This window comes from Bradyrhizobium yuanmingense, from assembly GCF_025200905.1.
GTDB classification, from domain to species: Bacteria; Pseudomonadota; Alphaproteobacteria; order Rhizobiales; family Xanthobacteraceae; genus Bradyrhizobium; species Bradyrhizobium yuanmingense.
This window is the reverse complement of sequence record NZ_CP104173.1, coordinates 6,976,061-6,992,966: the sequence shown is the minus strand read 5'-3', so window position 1 is coordinate 6,992,966 and position 16,906 is coordinate 6,976,061. Positions and strand designations below refer to the sequence as shown.

General features: G+C 66.6%; 16 protein-coding genes. 12 read left to right on the top strand and 4 right to left on the bottom strand.

All coding sequences use genetic code 11. The annotated features are described in order from the left end of the window. Window positions 1-2: 2 nt before the first annotated feature. Entirely contained in the window at window positions 3-995 is a 993-nt protein-coding gene (locus tag N2605_RS32455) for an alpha/beta fold hydrolase (protein WP_260344984.1), read from the bottom strand. A 170-nt stretch (window positions 996-1,165) separates the two neighbouring features. On the opposite strand from N2605_RS32455, the gene N2605_RS32450 reads away from it, so the two are divergent. Beyond that, window positions 1,166-1,747, top strand: coding sequence for a helix-turn-helix domain-containing protein (locus tag N2605_RS32450; protein ID WP_074447667.1), 582 nt, complete (start codon window positions 1,166-1,168; stop codon window positions 1,745-1,747). A gap of 24 nt (window positions 1,748-1,771) precedes the next feature. After that, a complete protein-coding gene (locus tag N2605_RS32445; protein WP_225128494.1) occupies window positions 1,772-2,245 on the top strand; it encodes a GNAT family N-acetyltransferase in 474 nt (157 codons plus the stop codon). Between the two features lies 1 nt (window position 2,246). On the opposite strand, the gene N2605_RS32440 is transcribed toward N2605_RS32445, so the two are convergent. Beyond that, entirely contained in the window at window positions 2,247-2,774 is a 528-nt protein-coding gene (locus N2605_RS32440) for a DUF1003 domain-containing protein (protein WP_109142190.1), read from the bottom strand. 110 nt (window positions 2,775-2,884) lie between these two features. On the opposite strand from N2605_RS32440, the gene N2605_RS32435 reads away from it, so the two are divergent. From N2605_RS32435 to N2605_RS32400, 8 genes are all read left to right on the top strand, one after another. After that, window positions 2,885-3,958: a LacI family DNA-binding transcriptional regulator gene (locus N2605_RS32435; RefSeq protein ID WP_260344978.1), complete on the top strand. Its 1,074-nt coding sequence runs from the start codon at window positions 2,885-2,887 to the stop codon at window positions 3,956-3,958. A gap of 85 nt (window positions 3,959-4,043) precedes the next feature. Then, window positions 4,044-5,495, top strand: coding sequence for a xylulokinase (xylB, locus tag N2605_RS32430; protein WP_260344976.1), 1,452 nt, complete (start codon window positions 4,044-4,046; stop codon window positions 5,493-5,495). After that, entirely contained in the window at window positions 5,496-6,818 is a 1,323-nt protein-coding gene (gene xylA / locus N2605_RS32425) for a xylose isomerase (RefSeq protein ID WP_260344975.1), read from the top strand. Between the two features lie 13 nt (window positions 6,819-6,831). Then, window positions 6,832-7,590 (top strand): ATP-binding cassette domain-containing protein, encoded by a 759-nt coding sequence (locus tag N2605_RS32420; RefSeq protein ID WP_036020484.1) that lies wholly within the window; start codon window positions 6,832-6,834, stop codon window positions 7,588-7,590. After that, the gene (locus N2605_RS32415) at window positions 7,590-8,660 is read left to right on the top strand and encodes an ABC transporter permease (RefSeq protein ID WP_036020476.1); all 1,071 of its coding nucleotides are present in this window, start codon (window positions 7,590-7,592) and stop codon (window positions 8,658-8,660) included. Before N2605_RS32420 ends, N2605_RS32415 begins: the two co-directional genes overlap by 1 nt. A 93-nt stretch (window positions 8,661-8,753) precedes the next feature. Continuing rightward, the gene (locus tag N2605_RS32410) at window positions 8,754-9,686 is read left to right on the top strand and encodes a sugar-binding protein (RefSeq protein WP_057028437.1); all 933 of its coding nucleotides are present in this window, start codon (window positions 8,754-8,756) and stop codon (window positions 9,684-9,686) included. Window positions 9,687-9,790: 104 nt separating this feature from the next. Next, the gene (locus N2605_RS32405; protein ID WP_036020513.1) at window positions 9,791-10,768 is read left to right on the top strand and encodes an aldo/keto reductase; all 978 of its coding nucleotides are present in this window, start codon (window positions 9,791-9,793) and stop codon (window positions 10,766-10,768) included. A gap of 3 nt (window positions 10,769-10,771) precedes the next feature. Further along, on the top strand, window positions 10,772-11,614 hold the full coding sequence (locus N2605_RS32400) for an amidohydrolase family protein (RefSeq protein ID WP_260344972.1): 843 nt from the start codon (window positions 10,772-10,774) through the stop codon (window positions 11,612-11,614). A gap of 180 nt (window positions 11,615-11,794) precedes the next feature. Here the strand turns inward: N2605_RS32400 and N2605_RS32395 are convergent, their stop codons facing one another. Next, entirely contained in the window at window positions 11,795-13,024 is a 1,230-nt protein-coding gene (locus N2605_RS32395) for an ABC transporter substrate-binding protein (RefSeq protein ID WP_128265970.1), read from the bottom strand. A gap of 115 nt (window positions 13,025-13,139) precedes the next feature. Further along, window positions 13,140-14,066: a class I SAM-dependent DNA methyltransferase gene (locus N2605_RS32390; RefSeq protein WP_260344969.1), complete on the bottom strand. Its 927-nt coding sequence runs from the start codon at window positions 14,064-14,066 to the stop codon at window positions 13,140-13,142. A gap of 66 nt (window positions 14,067-14,132) precedes the next feature. Between N2605_RS32390 and N2605_RS32385 the strand changes: the two genes are divergently transcribed. Both N2605_RS32385 and N2605_RS32380 read left to right on the top strand, forming a co-directional pair. Beyond that, window positions 14,133-15,170: a ligase-associated DNA damage response exonuclease gene (locus N2605_RS32385; RefSeq protein ID WP_260344967.1), complete on the top strand. Its 1,038-nt coding sequence runs from the start codon at window positions 14,133-14,135 to the stop codon at window positions 15,168-15,170. Continuing rightward, window positions 15,167-16,828, top strand: coding sequence for an ATP-dependent DNA ligase (locus tag N2605_RS32380; protein ID WP_225157557.1), 1,662 nt, complete (start codon window positions 15,167-15,169; stop codon window positions 16,826-16,828). Before N2605_RS32385 ends, N2605_RS32380 begins: the two co-directional genes overlap by 4 nt. Window positions 16,829-16,906 lie beyond the last annotated feature (78 nt).

The window sequence follows — 16,906 nt, the reverse complement described above, 5'->3', positions numbered from 1 at the left end:
CCTTAGTTCGGCAGGCTTCTCAGAAACTGGACGATCGCCGCGTTCACCTCCGCCGGCCGCTCCTGCTGCGTCCAATGTCCGCAGCCGGGCAGCATCTTGATTTCGCGCAGCTGCGGCACCCATTGCTTCATGTTGGCGAGATGTTCGGCGGCACCGGGGAAGGCGATGACCATGTCATGGTCGCCGGCGATGAAGAGCGAGGGCACCACCACCTGCATGCCCTCGAATGCTGCCATCAGCTCCCAATTGCGATCGATGTTTCGGTAGTAATTGAGCGGCCCGCGAAAGCCGCTGCGCGCAAATTCGGCAGCGTAGTGGTCGAGCTCGGCGGCACTCAGCCACGACGGAAGCGGCACCGGCACCTTCGGCAGCATGCCGTCCTTTCGGGAGACCATGCCGGCGGCGACCGTCCGCCCTTGACGCTCGGCATTGGCGCGGATCGCGGTCGCCCCTTCGCCGGAACCGCCGAAGAGCATGGCGCCGAGCGTTGCGCGAGGATCCCGCTCGAACTCCGCTTCGGCGATACCTGGCTCCTGGAAGTACAGCTGATAGAACTGCGCATCCGCCGTCTGCGGCATGACGCTCGTCGGCCGCACGGGACTGCGCGGCCGATACGGTACGCTGAGGATAGCGGCGGCCCGGAAGCGATCGGGCCGCAGGCGCGCCGTGTGCCAAGCGATTGTCGCGCCCCAGTCATGTCCAACGATGACGGCGTCCTTTGCCTCGAACGCGTCGAGCACGCCGACGAGATCGCCGACCATATGGGGGATCGTGTATTGATCGATCGCTTCGGGCCGGTCGCTCTTTCCGTAGCCGCGCATATCCGGTGCGACCGCGTGGTAGCCAGCCGCCGCCAGCGCCTCGAGTTGATGCCGCCAGGAGTACCAGCCTTCCGGAAAGCCATGGCAGAGCAGCACCATAGGCCCGTCGCCCTGCTCGGCGACATTGAGGCTGATGCCGTTGGCTTTGATCCTCCGCTGCGTCGGGCCATCCATTCGTCGCCTCCGATTTTTTGTGGTTGGGGTGCATCCTAATCGGGCGTACGGCCTGCGCAAAATTTCTAATATATTGGACTGCCGCTCCCGGCGTGTGCCTCCCCGCGCGCTAAGCTTCTCTCACCCCGGCGGATGCGGTCCTCGTATCGGGCGATGTTCGGATGAAACCCATGGACCAGCAAAAACTCGATCGCGCCATCGGTCGGCGCCTGAAGACGCTGCGGACGCAGGCGGGCATGACGTTGAACGAGCTTGCAGGCCGCTCCGGCGTCAGCCGGGCCATGATCGGGCGGGTGGAGCGGGCGCAGAGCAGTGCGACGGCGGCGCTGCTGAACAAGCTCTGCGCGGCGCTCGACGTCACGCTCAGCGATGTCGTCGCGCTCGCCGAGAAGCCGCCGGAGCGCCTGGTGCGGCTGGCGGACCAGCCGCTCTGGCGCGATCCCGACAGCGGCTATCGCCGGCGTCACGCCTCGCCGCCGGATGCGGCCAGCGGCATCGAGATCATCGTGGTCGACCTTCCCGCCGGCGCGCGCGTCTCCTACAGCCCCTGGGGCCGCAACGCCTTCACCCAGCAGCTCCTGATGCTGGAGGGCGCTATCGCCGTGCATATCGACGCCAAGGCGGTGCGGCTGCGCGAGGGCGATTGTCTGGATTTCGACGTGATGCGCGCGGTGATCTTCGAGAACGAAACCAAGCAGGACGCGCGCTACGTCATCATCGTCAGGCGCGGCGCGTCCTACGGCAAGATGTGAGGGCAAAGCGTGGAGACGAGCACGATGCAGATCCGGACCGGCGACACCTATGATCCGCGCGTCGTCGCGCTGCTCGATCACCACGTTGCTGCTGCGCGGGCGCAGACGGCGCCGGGCAGTGCCCATGCGCTCGATCTCGCGGGCCTGCGTGCACCCGACGTCGCATTCTGGACCGGCTGGGACGGCGAGACGCTGGTCGCGACCGGCGCGCTGAAGACGCTTTCGGCTGGCCATGGCGAGGTCAAGTCGATGCACACGCTGCAGACCGCGCGCCGGCGCGGCTATGGCGGCCAGATGCTGCGCCACATCATCGCGGAAGCCCGCGCGCGCGACATGACGCGGCTCAGCCTCGAGACCGGCTCGTGGGACTATTTCAAGCCGGCACACGCACTCTATCTGGCGCACGGTTTCGTCGCATGCGGCCCGTTCGAAGGTTATGTCGAGGATCCCAACAGCCTGTACCTGACGCTCGACTTGTCGGCGCCAGAGCGCGAATAGCTCAAGAGCGCGTCTCCTCGATCTTGTCGAGCACGCGCTCGGGGGCGATGTCCCGGGCCGCCTCCTGCAGGTCGCGCTCCGCGTCCGGCTTGACGTCGAGCCGCTCGGCGACCTGAGTGAGCAGGCGGGCCACCTTGGTCAGCTCGTGCTCGGCGAGCAGGCTGATCTGGAGATCGAGATCGGCGCGCTTGTCGGCCGCCGCGGTCATGCGGTTCTGCGAGATCAGCACGAAGGTGGAGAGGAAGATCGCCTCCACCGAGGCGATCATCGCCAGCATGACGAAGCTCTCGTCCCAGGCCGGAATTCCCGGAATCCAATGCAGGTTGGCGATGATCCAGAACCCGAACAAGGCGAGGTGCAGGTAGACGAAGATCATGCTGCCGGTGAAGGCCGTGATCGCGTCCGCGACCTTGTCCTGGCCGCGTGCCGCCTGCTGCTCACGGCGCCGCCGCGCCACCAGCGCCTGGATGTTGCGCTCGAGCGTCGGGCTCAGCCCCTCGCCGGAATCATGTGTGATGTCGTTATGCACGCCCCGGCAACGGTCCGCTCGCGGAGCCGTTCCTGGAAGGGGAAGCAAAAAGACCGATCCCCTCATCAAATGAGTTGCGTACCTCAAAACACCTCTGCTAGCCTTCAGCCATGGCCGAGACCTTGACCCCGACTGTGCTGACGCTGAAGGACATCGCCCGCGAGGCCGGTGTCAGCCTCGCCACGGTCGATCGCGTGCTGCACAACCGGCCGGGGGTCCGCCCTGACACGGTCCGGCGCGTCAAGGACGCCATCGCGCGCAATTCGTTCCAGCCGCATGTGGCCGCCGCCGAGCTCGCGCGCGGCCGGGCCCGCCGCTTCGCCTTCGTGATGCCGTCGGGCTCGAACCCGTTCATGCAGCAGATCGAGGCCTATCTCGGCGAGATGGCGGCCTGGCTGTCGGCCCGCCGCCTCAATGTCGAGATGATCGCCACCGACGTGTTCGAGCCCGCCGCGCTCGCGGCCTCGCTCGAGGCGCTGTCGGGCGACTATGACGGCGTCGCCGTGGTGGCGCTGGACCATCCGAGCGTCCGCGCCGCCATCAATGACCTCGTCGATGCCGGCGCCAAGGTCGTGACGCTGGTCTCGGATGTGCCGTCCTCGCGCCGCCACCATTATGTCGGCATCGACAACATCGCCGCGGGCCGCACCGCCGGCGCGCTGGTCGGACGCCTGGTCGGCCAGAGGTCCGGCAAGGTCGCGATCATCGCGGGCTCGCAGGGCCTGCGCGACCATGCCGAGCGCATCTTCGGCTTCAACCAGGTGATGGCGACGGAATTCCCCGATCTCAGCGTGCTGCCGGTGCTGGAAGGGCGCGATGAAGATGATCGTTCGGAGCAGCTGCTGGCGCGGCTGCTCGGCAAGCATGGCGACATCGTCGGTCTCTACAACGTCGGCGCCGGCACGCAGGGCGTCGCCAAAGCGCTGAACAGCAAGGCGTTGAACGACAAGGCCTCTGGCGCGGCCGGGCGTGACAAGCAGGTGGTGTTCGTCGGACACGACGTCACCGCGCTGACGCGCCGCTTGCTACTGCAGGGCGTGATGGATGCCGCGATCTCGCAGAACCCCGGACATGAAGCGCGCGCGGCCGTCCGCGTGCTGCTCGCGCTCGCCCGCGGCGAGCCGATCTTGAGTGAACAGGAGAAGATCCGGATCGACATCGTGATGCGGGACAATCTGCCCTAGCGGCAGGTGAACTTGGAAACGGGACCGCCAGCGGGGAAAAGCGACGCAAGATCGCTCTCCCGCGGCAGGCGAAAGGGAGGACGATTTGTATCTCGGGATCGACATCGGCACGTCCGGTGTGAAAGCGGTGCTCGTGAGCGAAGCCGGCGCGGTTGTCGCGACGGCGGCGCGCGAGCTTGCGCTGTCGCACCCGGCGCCGCTGTGGTCCGAGCAGGATCCCGACGCCTGGGTCGATGCGGCCGTCGGCGCCGTCGACGATCTCGCCGCGCGCCATCCGCGCGAGGTTGCGCAGGTGCGCGGCATCGGGCTGTCGGGTCAGATGCACGGTGCGACGCTGCTTGGCGAGGACGGCCGGCCGCTGCGTCCGGCCATTCTCTGGAACGACGGCCGCTCGCAGGCCGAATGCGCCGCGCTGGAGCGGCGCTGTCCCTCGCTGCACGCGATTGCCGGCAATCTCGCGATGCCGGGCTTCACCGCGCCGAAGCTACTCTGGGTGGCACGGCACGAGCCGAAGATCTTCGACCGCGTGGCAAAGGTGCTGCTGCCGAAAGCCTATGTCCGCTATCGCCTCACCGGCGAGATGGTCGAGGACATGTCGGACGCGTCAGGCACGCTGTGGCTCGACGTCGGCCTGCGGCGCTGGTCCGCGCTGCTGCTACATGCCACCGGGCTCGATCTGCACCACATGCCGCGCCTCGTCGAGGGCAGTGCGGTGAGCGCGGTGCTCGCGCCTGAATACGCGCAGCGCTGGGGCATGGCGAAAAATGTCGTGGTCGCGGGCGGCGCCGGCGACAATGCGGCCAGCGCGATCGGGCTCGGCGCCATCGCGCCGGGCGATGCCTTCCTGTCGCTGGGAACGTCGGGTGTCCTGTTCCGCGTCACCGATCGCTTCGCTCCGGCGCCGGCTTCGGCCGTGCATGCCTTCTGCCACGCGCTGCCCGGCCTCTGGCACCAGATGGGCGTGATGCTGTCGGCCGCAGCCTCGCTCGCCTGGCTCGCCGGGGTGATGGAGACACCCGCCGCAGCGCTCCTGGCGCCGCTCGGCGAGCGCGTCGATGCACCTGGCACGGTCCAGTTCCTGCCTTATCTCGACGGCGAGCGCACGCCGCACAACGATGCCGCCGCCAGCGGTGCCTTCGTCGGTCTGCGCGGCGCGACCGGGCGCTCAGAAATCGTGCAGGCCGTGCTCGAAGGCGTCGCCTTTGCCGCGCGCGACAATCTGGCGGCGCTGAGCACAGCCAGCGGGCCGATCGGCGAGGTCGATCTCGTCGGCGGCGGCTCGCGCTCGCCGCTATGGGCGCAGATCTGCGCCGACGTGCTCGGCATGCCCGTCCACCGCGTCGAGGAAGGCGAGGTCGGCGCCGCGCTCGGCGCTGCGCGGCTCGGCCGGCTCGCCGCGACCGGCGAGAACCCCGCGGACGTCTGCACGCGCCCGCGCAGGCTCGCAAGCTTCACACCCCGCCCGTCCGTCGCTGCGGCCTATGGCGAGGCCTATCGGCGATGGCGCGCGCTTTATCCCGCATTGAAGGAGCCTTAAGTGAACGCGCCAGCCAAATTCTTCGATGCAAGTGCACCCGTCGCCTTCGGCGGCAAGGAGGCCGAAGGCGCGCCCGCCTTCCGCTGGTACGACAAGGACCGCCTGGTGCATGGCCGCCGGCTCGAGGATCACTTGCGCTTTGCGGTCTGCTATTGGCATTCGTTCTGCTGGCCAGGTGGCGATCCCTTCGGCGGCGAGACCTTCCTGCGGCCTTGGCACCACGGCACCGACGCGATGACGATGGCGCGCGCCAAGGCCGATGCCGCCTTCGAGCTGTTCCGCCTGCTGGACGTCCCCTTCTTCAGCTTCCACGACGTCGATGCGGCGCCGGAGGGCGCTTCGCTCGCCGAGTCCGTCGCTAACCTCAACGCCATCGCCGATCTGTTCGAGCAGAAGATGGCATCGAGCAAGGTCCGCCTGCTCTGGGGCACTGCGAACCTGTTCACGCACCGCCGCTACATGGCGGGCGCCGCGACCAATCCGGATCCCGACATCTTCACCTATGCCGCCGGCCAGGTCCGTGCCGCACTGGAGGTGACGCACCGGCTCGGTGGGCAGAACTACGTGCTGTGGGGCGGACGCGAGGGCTACGAGACGCTGCTCAACACCGATCTCAAGCGCGAGCTCGACCAGCTCGGCCGCTTCGTCTCGCTCGTCGTCGAGCACAAGCACAAAATAGGCTTCAAGGGCCCGCTGCTGATCGAGCCGAAGCCGAAGGAGCCGACCAAGCACCAATATGATTTCGACGTCGCCACCTGCTACGGTTTCCTCGAACGCTACGACCTGCTCAAGGACGTCAAGCTCAACATCGAGCAGAACCACGCCATCCTCGCCGGCCATTCCTTCCATCATGAGGTGGCGCTGGCCGAGGCGCTCGGCGTGTTCGGCTCGCTCGACATCAACCGCGGCGACGATCTGCTCGGCTGGGACACCGACCAGTTCGCGATGAACGTGCCGGAGCTGGCGCTGGTGTTCCACGAGATCCTGAACCGTGGCGGCTTCACCACGGGTGGACTCAATTTCGATGCCAAGATCCGCCGCCAGTCGATCGATCCCGATGATCTCATCCATGCCCATGTCGGCTCGATGGATGCCTGTGCGCGGGCCTTCCTCGCCGCCGCCGACATGCTCGACGCCGGCACGCTGAGTGCGCCGCTCGCAAAACGTTACGAGGGCTGGGCGAGCCCGGAGGGCCGCGCCATTCTCGGCGGCCAGCGCTCGCTCGCCGATCTCGCCGACCGTGCGATGTCTCCCGGGTTCGATCCGCAGCCGCGCTCGGGCCGGCAGGAATATCTGGAATCCCTGGTCAACCGCTATGTCTGAGGAAACGCCGCTGATGACGAAGACTGACGCGACCCCGGTGCTCGAGCTCACCGGCATCGGCAAGGAGTTCGGCGCGATCCGCGCGCTGCACGACGTCGACATGCAGGTCTGGCCCGGCGAGGTGGTCGGCCTGATGGGCGACAACGGCGCCGGCAAGTCGACGCTGGTGAAGATCATCGCCGGCAATTTCCGCCCCTCGCATGGCGAGATGCGCTTTGCCGGCAGCGCGGTGCATTTCAACCGGCCGGTCGATGCCCGCGCCGTCGGCATCGAGGTCGTCTACCAGGACCTCGCGCTCGCCGACAATCTGACGGCGGCCGCCAACGTCTTCCTCGGCCGCGAGTTGAAGCGCAGGTTCGGACCCATTGCCTTGCTCGACCACAAGGCGATGGCATCGCGCGCGCTGGAGCTGTTCGGCGAGCTGCGTTCGGAGACGCGCCCGGACGATCTCGTCAGACAGATGTCGGGCGGCCAGCGCCAGGCCGTCGCGATCGCGCGCACCCGGCTGTCCAATGCGCGGCTGGTGATGATGGACGAGCCGACCGCCGCGATCTCGGTGCGTCAGGTCGAGCAGGTGCTCGGCCTGATCCACCGGCTCAAGGAGCAGGGCGTCGCCGTGATGCTGATCTCGCACCGCATGCCCGACGTGTTCGCCGTATGCGACCGCGTCGTCGTCATGCGGCGCGGCGAGAAGCGCGCCGACAAGTCGATTCACCAGACCTCCCCCGAGGAGGTCACCGCCCTCATCACCGGTGCGAAGGAGGCGGCGTGATGGCCATGCCCTTGGAATCCCCGATCAGCTTCACCAATGTCGGCAAGATCAGGTGGTGGCAGCGCGGCATCTTCGCCTCGCAGACCGGCTACGTCCTGCTCGCGCTGGCGGTGCTGCTGGTGATCATGCATTTCGCCAGCCCCTACTTCTTCACCCAGGGCAACATGCAGAACGTGGCGAAGAACTTTTCCTTCATCGCCATCGCGACGCTCGGCGTCACCTTCGTGATCATCACCGGCGGCATCGACCTGTCGGTGGGATCGATGATGTGCTTTTCCGCCATGATCACATCGATGGTGATGACCGAGCTGTCGGCGCCCGGATCGCCGCTGGTGCACATGGCGGCCGACGGCAAGACCGTGCTCGCCAATGTTCCGGGGCTGATCCTGCTCATCTCGATCCTCGCCGGCCTCGGCGTCGCGCTGATTGCCGGCCTCGTCAACGGCTTCTGCATCGCCGTGCTCGGCCTGTCGCCCTTCGTCACCACGCTCGGCATGCTCTCGATCGTGCGCGGGCTCGGCTATGTCGTCTCCAACGGACGCGGCAGCTTCCCGGGAGGGCCGGACGCCGATTATTTCTACGCGCTCACGTCCGGTGACGTGCTCGGCGTGCCGGCGCCGTTCATCTACCTCGTGATCCTGGCGCTGACCATGGCCGTGGTGCTGCATCACACCTCGTTCGGCCGCCACGTCTTCGCGCTCGGCGGCAACGAGAAGGCGGCCGAGCTCACCGGCATTCCGGTGGTGCGGGTGAAGATCGAGGTCTACGTGATCTGCGCGCTCGCCGCGGGCCTGCAGGGCATCATCATCTCCGGCTGGCTCGGATCGGCGCCGGCCAACATGGCGATGTCCTACGAGCTCAACGTGATCGCGGCGGCCGTGATCGGCGGTGCCAATCTCGCCGGCGGCATCGGCGGTCCGCTCGGGGCCATCGTCGGCTGCGTGCTGCTGGAGGTGATCCGCAACGGCCTCGTGCTGGCCCAGGTCTCCTCGTACTGGCAGCAGACGCTGGTCGGCGTGATCATCATTCTGGCTGTGCTGGTCGACCGCGTCCGCTCGCGGATGACCTGACATGACGACATCTCGGGAAGGCAAGGAAAACGTCGCCTATCCGCTTCCCGGGGGCTTTCGAGGGGATAGGCACCAACAAGAGTGGAGGAGACAATGAGGAAACTGCTTCTTGCCGGCATCGCGGTTGCGATGATGGCCACGCCGGCATTTGCTGCGAACTACCGCTTCGTCATCGTGCCGAAGGCGATGAACAATCCGTTCTTCGATTTTTCGCGCGACGGCTGCCTGAAGCGCGCCAAGGAGCTCGGCAACATCGAGTGCATCTACAAGGGACCGGTCGAGCATGAGCCGGCGAACCAGGCCCAGATCATCCAGGACTTCATCACGCAGAAGGTCGACGGTCTCGCCATCTCGGTCGCGGACGTCGCGGCCATGACCAAGTCGATCGAGGCGGCGACCGCCGCCGGCATTCCCGTCATCACCTTCGATGCCGACGCGCCGGGCTCCAAGCGCATCGCCTATATCGGCACCAACAACAAGGAGTTCGGCCTGGCCCTGGGCAAGGAATTGCTGAAATTGCGGCCTGACGGCGGCAAATACGCGATGGTCTCCGGCGGTCCCGGCGCAAAGAACCTGGCCGAGCGTGTCGACGGCGTGCGCGAGGCGCTGAAGGGCTCGAAATGGACCGAGGTCGCGGGTTCGCCGAGCTTCTGCAACGACGATCCCGCGCTCGCGGTCCAGCAGATGACGGACATGCGCACCGCAACGCCGGATCTCGCCGCCATCGTTCCGATCGGCGGCTGGCCGATGTTCGCGCCCGAAGGTTTCAAGGCCTTCGCCAGCAGGAACAAGAAGGACATCGATTCCGGCAAGTTCACGCTGGTCGTCGCCGATACGCTGAAGATGCAGCTCGAGCTGCTGCGTGACGGCTATGCCAATGCGCTGGTCGGCCAGCGTCCGTTCGAGATGGGCGAGAAGGCGATGGACACGCTGCTCGCCATCAAGAAGGGCGAGAAGGTGCCGGAGATCGTCTACACCGGCCTCGATCTCGTCACCAAGGACAACGTCGCGAAGATGTTGAAGTAGGAGCGCTGCCCAGCCCCGCGCTTCTGCATGCCTCTCCCGCTTGCGGTTTCCGCAAGCGGGAGAGATGATTTGGAATGGACGACGACTGCTGGAAGGCGATGGGAATGAAAAGGTCGCGGCTCGGCGCTCTCGATGTCACCTCGATCGGCCTCGGTTCAGCCCCGCTCGGCGGATTGTTCTCGCCAGTCAGCGATGCCGATGCGCAAGCGACGATTGAACGCGCCTGGTCGCTCGGTGTCCGATTCTTCGACACCGCCCCGCTTTACGGCTTCGGCCTCGCGGAGCGGCGGCTGGGCGCCTTCCTGCGGCAACAGAGGCGCGACTCCTACGCCATCTCGACCAAGGTCGGCCGCCTGCTGCGCGCACCGGACAATGCTGCGCCGGAGGACGAGCACTACAAGGGCACGCCGCGCGAGCGGCCGGTGTTCGATTTCAGCTATGACGGCGTGATGCGGTCGGTGGAGGAGAGCCTGCAGCGCCTCGGCCTCGACCGCGTCGACGTCCTGCTCGTGCATGATCCCGACGATCACTATGACGATGCCGTCACCGGCGCCTTCCGCGCGCTCCAGCGCCTGCGCGAGGACGGCACGGTCAAGGCGATCGGCGCCGGAATGAACCAGTCGGGGATGCTGGCTCGCTTCGCCGAGGCCGTGCCGGTCGACTGCTTCCTGCTCGCCGGCCGTTACACGCTGCTCGACCAGGGCGCACTGGATGCGCTATTTCCGCTGTGCCAGGCCAGCAATATCGGCATCTTGCTCGGTGGCATCTACAACAGCGGCATCCTGGCCAATCCGCGGGCGAGCGCGAAATTCAACTATCAGGATGCTGATGCTGCGCTCGTGGCACGCGCGCTGGAGCTCGACGAACTCTGCCGCAGGCACGGCACCGAGCTGAAAGCCGCCGCGCTGCAATTCTGCATGGCCCATCCGGCGGTGACGGTCGCCGTGATGGGCGCGCGCAATGCCGCCGAGGTCGCCGACAACATCGCGATGTCCGAGAAGGCGGTGCCGCCGGCATTCTGGCAGGAGCTGCGGACGCGAAAGCTGGTCGATGCGCGCGCGCCGCTTCCCGGCGGAGATTAAGGCATGATCGTCGATGCCCACCAGCATTTCTGGGACCCGGCGCGCGCCGATTATCCCTGGATGGAAGCGGACGAGCTGGCGCCGATCCGCCGTGCCTTCGGCCCGGCCGATCTCGCGCCGCTGCTACAGGCGAACGGCATCGAGGCCAGCATCCTGGTGCAATGCCGCTCAGCGCTGGAGGAGACCGAGGAGTTCCTGCGTATCGCGGATGCGACGCCCTCGGTGGTCGGCGTGGTCGGCTGGGCCGATCTCACCGATGCGGCGCTCGGCGAGACGCTCGACCGGCTGCGCGCTCTGCCTGGTGGCGACAAGCTGGTCGGCATCCGCCACCAGGTCCACGACGAGCTCGATGCGGATTGGCTGCTGCGCGAGGACGTCCAGCGCGGACTCACGGCCGTGTTCGCCCACGATCTCGCTTACGATTTCCTTGTCCGCAGCCGCGAGCTGCCCGCGGCGGTCGCAACCGCGCAGGCCTTTCCGCACGCGCGTTTCGTGCTGGATCACGCCGCCAAGCCGCCGATTGCCGCCGGCGGGAGCGCGGAATGGACCGAGCGCATCGCAGCGCTGGCTGCCTGCGGCAATGTCTGGTGCAAGATCTCGGGATTGGCGACCGAGGCGGTCTGGGACGACTGGAATGCGGAACGGCTGTTTCCGTTCGTCGCGCACACCGCAAAATGTTTCGGCGAGGACCGGCTGATCTTCGGATCGGATTGGCCCGTATGCCTGCTCGCGGGAAGCTACGGCGAGATCAAGACCGCGCTGGAGGCCTGCCTGGCGCGGCTCGGCCCGCGCGTGCGGGACAAGGCGTTCGGTGTGAATGCCAAGGCTGTGTATCGCTTGGGTTAATTGCAGTGGATGTGCGGACTTACCCTCTCCCCTTGTGGGAGAGGGTGGCTCGCCGCGAAGCGGCGAGACGGGTGAGGGTCTCTCTCCGCGAGCTCGCGTGTGGATAGATACCCCTCATCCGGCGCTTCGCGCCACCTTCTCCCACAAGGGGAGAAGGAAAAGGCGACGGGGCCCGCCTCGCTACTCCGACATCGGCTTGTCGGAGATGTCCCAGTCTTTCCCGGTGAAGGTGGAGATGAACAGCGTCTTCATCGGTGTGTAGTCCTCGGGCGTGTAGCTGTAGGTGACGCCGTCGAGGAAATAGGGCGAGTGAAAACCTTGGAGGTTCGATGCCTGCTTCAGCACGTTGGCGCGGGTGAGCTCGTTGCCGCAGCGGCGCAGGATCTCGGCCATCGTGGCGGCCTGCCCGTAGCCGGCGAAGGCGATGGTGTTGTCGGGGTCGATCGCCGGCGTGTACTTCTTGCGCAGCTCCTCGAACGCAATCACGTCCGGGTCCTTCTCCCATTTGGGCAGGCCGACCTCCTTGTTGTAGCGGATCGCGACGATGCCGGTGGCGTTCTCGAGGCCCGCGGCATTGAGGATCGAGCGGCCGGTGGAGCCGGCGGACAGGAGGTGCAGCGGCTTCCAGCCGAGCTCGGCCACTTTCCGGATCGACTGCGACGAGGCCTTGCCGGTCGAGATGTTGTAGAAGACGTCGGCTCCGGACTTCGAGAGATTGATGAGCTGGGAATCGACGGTCGGCTCGGTGAGATCGTAGGTCTGCTCCATGATCACTTGCGCGGTGCCGCCGGCGTCCGCCAGTACTTTCTTGAACGGACCGAGGAAGTCGCGGCCGAAATCGTCGTTCTGGTAGAGGATGCCGATCTTCGCGTTCGGCTTCACGCTGACGACGTGCCGCGCGAGGATGCGCGCCTCGGTCGGATAGAGCGGCAGGCCCGCCATCGTCCACTTGAACTCTTTCGGATTATTCCACTTCGACGCGCCGGTGTTGAGCAGGAGCTGCGGCACGCCCTTGGAGTTCAGGTATTTGTGCACGGCGGTCTGCGGCGCGGTGCCGAGCGAGCCGTACAGCGCGAGCACTTCTTCCTGCTCGACCAGGCGCCGCGTGGCCTCGACGCATTTCGGCGCGCTGTAGGCGTCGTCCATGGTGAGGAACTTGACCTTGCGCCCGTTGATGCCGCCCTTCTCGTTCAGCATCTGGAAATAGGCTTCGCCGACGCGGCCGAGCACGCCGTAGAGCGAGCCGGGGCCGGAATGCGGCACGGTCTGACCGATCTTGATCTCGGTGTCGCTGGCGCCCGCATCGTATTTCTTCTCCGCGGCCCAGACGTAGGGCGCGGGCAATGTCGATGCGGCGATGGTGGCGAGCGCGCCGGCGCTGAAATCGCGCCGCGATGGATTCTTGGTCATTGTTGTTTTCTCCCTGATGCGCGCATTGTGCTGACATCGCAGCTCGGCTCGCAAGTGGGAAGTCGCAGCTTTGCGACGCAATGACGCTCAAATCATGAGACGTTAGCGCCTAGACTCAAGTTTTCTCGGCGACGACGACGAGGCCACGCACCGGCTCATTGTTCTCGTTGCGCGGCGAGGCCGGCTCCAGCGTCAGCAGCTTCATCCCCGCCTTCGCGATGGCGCCGCGCACATATTCCGCGGAATGGGCATAACGCAGGCCATCGCCGAGCACGATGCCGTCGCCCGCATGCGTCTCCACCGTGAAGGCGAGCACGCCGCCTGAGACGAGCACGCGCCTTACTTCGCTCAGCACCGGCGCGAGATCGGAGAGATAGACGAACGCATCCGCGGCCACGACGAGGTTCGCGCTCGCGTCGGCCTTGCCGCGCAGGCCCTCGATCATGTCGGCGACTTCGAGTTCGGAATAGAGGTTCGTCGCCCGCGCCTCCTTGATCATGCCGGATGACAAATCGATGCCGGTGAAATGGTCGACCTGCTTGGCGAAGGCAGCGGCCGCGAGCCCGGTGCCGCAGCCGAGATCGATGGCGCGCTTGAAGTAGGCGGGCTTCTTGGCGGCGACGCGCGCCGCCAGCACCGCCTTGAAGATCAGCGTCGGGGCACGATAGCCGAGATCGTTGATCAGCGCGTGCTCGAACCGCGGCGCGTATTGATCGAACAAGGCCTGCACGTAGGCCTTGGGCATCTCCGCCATCTCGGTATCGCCGAGCCGCATCAGGTGCAGGCCGGCGCCGTGCTGATCCCCGGCGTCGCATCGCCGCGCTTCACGAAAGGCCGCGATGGCCTTGTCGCGCTCGCCGAGCTGCTGACGGATCTCGCCGAGCGTGAACCAGGCCGAGGTGAAATCAGGTGCAAGCTCGATCGCCTGCTCCAGGAGGTCGGCCGCGGCGGGAAGGTCGCCCTTGAGCTGGAGATCGCGCGCGAACTCGAAACGGCGGTCGGCCATGAGATCGCCGGAGGTCAGGAACAGGCGGAGCGGCATTGAGGAACCAGGAAACGAAATGGGTAAGTGACTCGAAGATGTGATGGCTCGACTTATATAACAGGCATGCGCCCGCAAGACATCCTGCTGCCAAATGCTGCCGGCCTGTGCTGCAAGCCCGGCGGCTTCCATATCGACCCCGTCCGCCCCGTGGAGCGGGCCGTGATCACCCACGGCCATTCCGACCATGCCCGTGCGGGCCATGGCGCGGTGCTGGCGACGCAGGAAACGCTGGACATGATGCGGCTGCGCTATGGCGAGAACTTCGCCGGCTCGACCCAGGCCATCCGCTATGGCGAGGAAATCCGGCTCGGCGACGTCAAGGTCAAGTTTCACCCGGCCGGCCACGTGCTGGGATCGGCGCAGGTCGCCGTCTCGTGCAAGGACACCTGCATCGTCGCCTCCGGTGACTACAAGGACGCGCCGGACCCGACCTGCGCGCCATTCGAGCTGGTGCCTTGCGATGTCTTCATCACCGAGGCGACGTTCGGCCTGCCGGTCTTCAGGCATGGCGATGCGAGCGACGAGGTCAAGAAGCTGCTGGCTTCGGTCGCGCTGTTTCCGGAGCGCGCGCATCTCGTCGGCGCCTACTCGCTCGGCAAGGCGCAGCGCGTGATCAAGCTGCTGCGTCTGGCCGGCTATGACGCGCCGATCTACCTGCATGGCGCGATGGAGACGATTACGCATTACTATCAGAGCCGCGGGATCGACCTCGGCGAGCTCAAACCAGTGAAGGGCATGAAGAAGGCGGCGCTCGCCGGCACCATCACGCTGGCGCCGCCCTCGGCCACCTCCGATCTCTGGACGCGGCGCTTTCCCGATCCCGTGACCGCCTTCGCCTCGGGCTGGATGCGCGTGCGCGCCCGGGCGCGGCAGCGCGGCGTCGAGCTGCCGCTGGTGATCTCCGACCACGCCGATTGGGACGGCCTCACCGCGACCATCGCGGCGACCGGCGCCGGCGAGATCTGGGTCACCCACGGCCAGGAAGATGCGCTGGTGCATTGGTGCCGGAGCAAAGGCCTGAAGGCACGGCCGCTCGACCTCGTCGGCTATGGCGACGAGGAGGAGAGCGAGACGCCGATTCAAGGCGAGGCCGAAGCATGAACCGCTTCGCCGAGCTGCTCGACCGTCTCGCCTATGAGCCCGGCCGCAACAACAAGCTGCGGCTGATCACCGGTTATTTCCGCGAGGTCGGCGATCCCGACCGCGGCTATGCGCTGGCTGCGCTGACCGGCGCACTCAGCTTCAAGCACGCCAAGCCCGCGCTGATCCGCGACCTCATCGCAGCACGCACGGACGAGGTGCTGTTCGGGCTGAGCTACGACTATGTCGGCGATCTCTCCGAGACGGTGGCGCTGATGTGGCCGAAGGCCGCGCTCGCCGCCCACAACAACCCGCCGCCACCGAGCCTCACCGAGGTCGTTACCACGCTGCGCACGCTGGGCAAGACCGAGCTGCCCAAGCAGCTCGAGCGCTGGCTCGACGAGTTAGATGAGACCGGGCGCTGGGCGCTGCTGAAGCTCGTCACCGGGAGCTTGCGGATCGGCATCTCCGCGCGCCTTGCCAAGACTGCGGCCGCAGCGCTCGGCGACAAGGACCCACACGAGATCGAGCTGATCTGGCCGGGGCTCGTCCCGCCCTATCTCGACCTGTTCGCCTGGCTGGAAGGCCGCGGCGACAAGCCCGTCAATCGCGATCCCGCGCCGTTCCGGCCGGTGATGCTGGCGCATGCGATCGAGGACAACGATTTCGCCGCGCTCGATCCCGCCGACTACATCGCCGAATGGAAATGGGACGGCATCCGCGTGCAGGCGGTGGCCGGGCGCGACGAGCGCGGCCATATCACCGCGCGGCTCTATTCGCGCACTGGCGAGGACATCACGGGAAGCTTTCCGGATCTCGTGCCGTCGCTGCGCCTGCCGGGCGCGATCGATGGCGAGCTCTTGATCCTGCGCGAGGGCCGGGTGCAGAGCTTCAACGTGTTGCAGCAGCGCCTCAACCGCAAGGTCGTGTCGCCGAAGCTGATCAAGGAGTTTCCGATTCACCTGCGTGCCTACGACCTGCTCGGCGACGACGAGAACGATCTGCGCGAGCTGCCTTTTGCCGAGCGGCGCGAGCGGCTGGAGCGATTCATCGCAAAGCTCGACGATCCCCGCATCGATCTCTCGCCCACCGTACCCTTCGATAGCTGGGAGGCACTCACCGCCGCACGCGCGGATCCTGCGAGCGCCGGCGCCGGCGAGGACGCGGACGCCGTCGAAGGCGTCATGCTGAAGCGGCGCGATGCGCCTTATCTGCCGGGGCGGCCGAAGGGGCAATGGTGGAAGTGGAAGCGCGACCCGCACATCATCGACGCCGTCCTGATGTATGCGCAGCGCGGCCACGGCAAGCGCTCGTCCTATTATTCCGACTACACCTTCGGCGTCTGGACCGAGACCGAGAATGGCGAGGAGCTGGTGCCGGTCGGGAAAGCCTATTTCGGCTTCACCGACGAGGAGCTCTTGCAGATCGACCGCTTCGTCCGCCGCAACACCACGGAAAAATTCGGCCCCGTCCGCCACGTCGTGCACGAAGCGGACAAGGGGCTGGTGCTGGAGGTCGCTTTCGAAGGATTGCAGCGCTCGCCCCGGCACAAATCCGGCGTCGCCATGCGTTTCCCCCGCATCAGCCGCCTGCGCTGGGACAAGCCGCCGCGAGAGGCCGACCGGCTGGAGACGCTGGAGAAGATGTTGAAGGCCGAGGCGGCGGAGATCGAGGTGTGAACTGTTGCCACGAGGACGGTGCGCTCCCTCTTCCGCCCGAATTAAACTCCCGTAACCCGATTGACGGCCCCTTGCGGG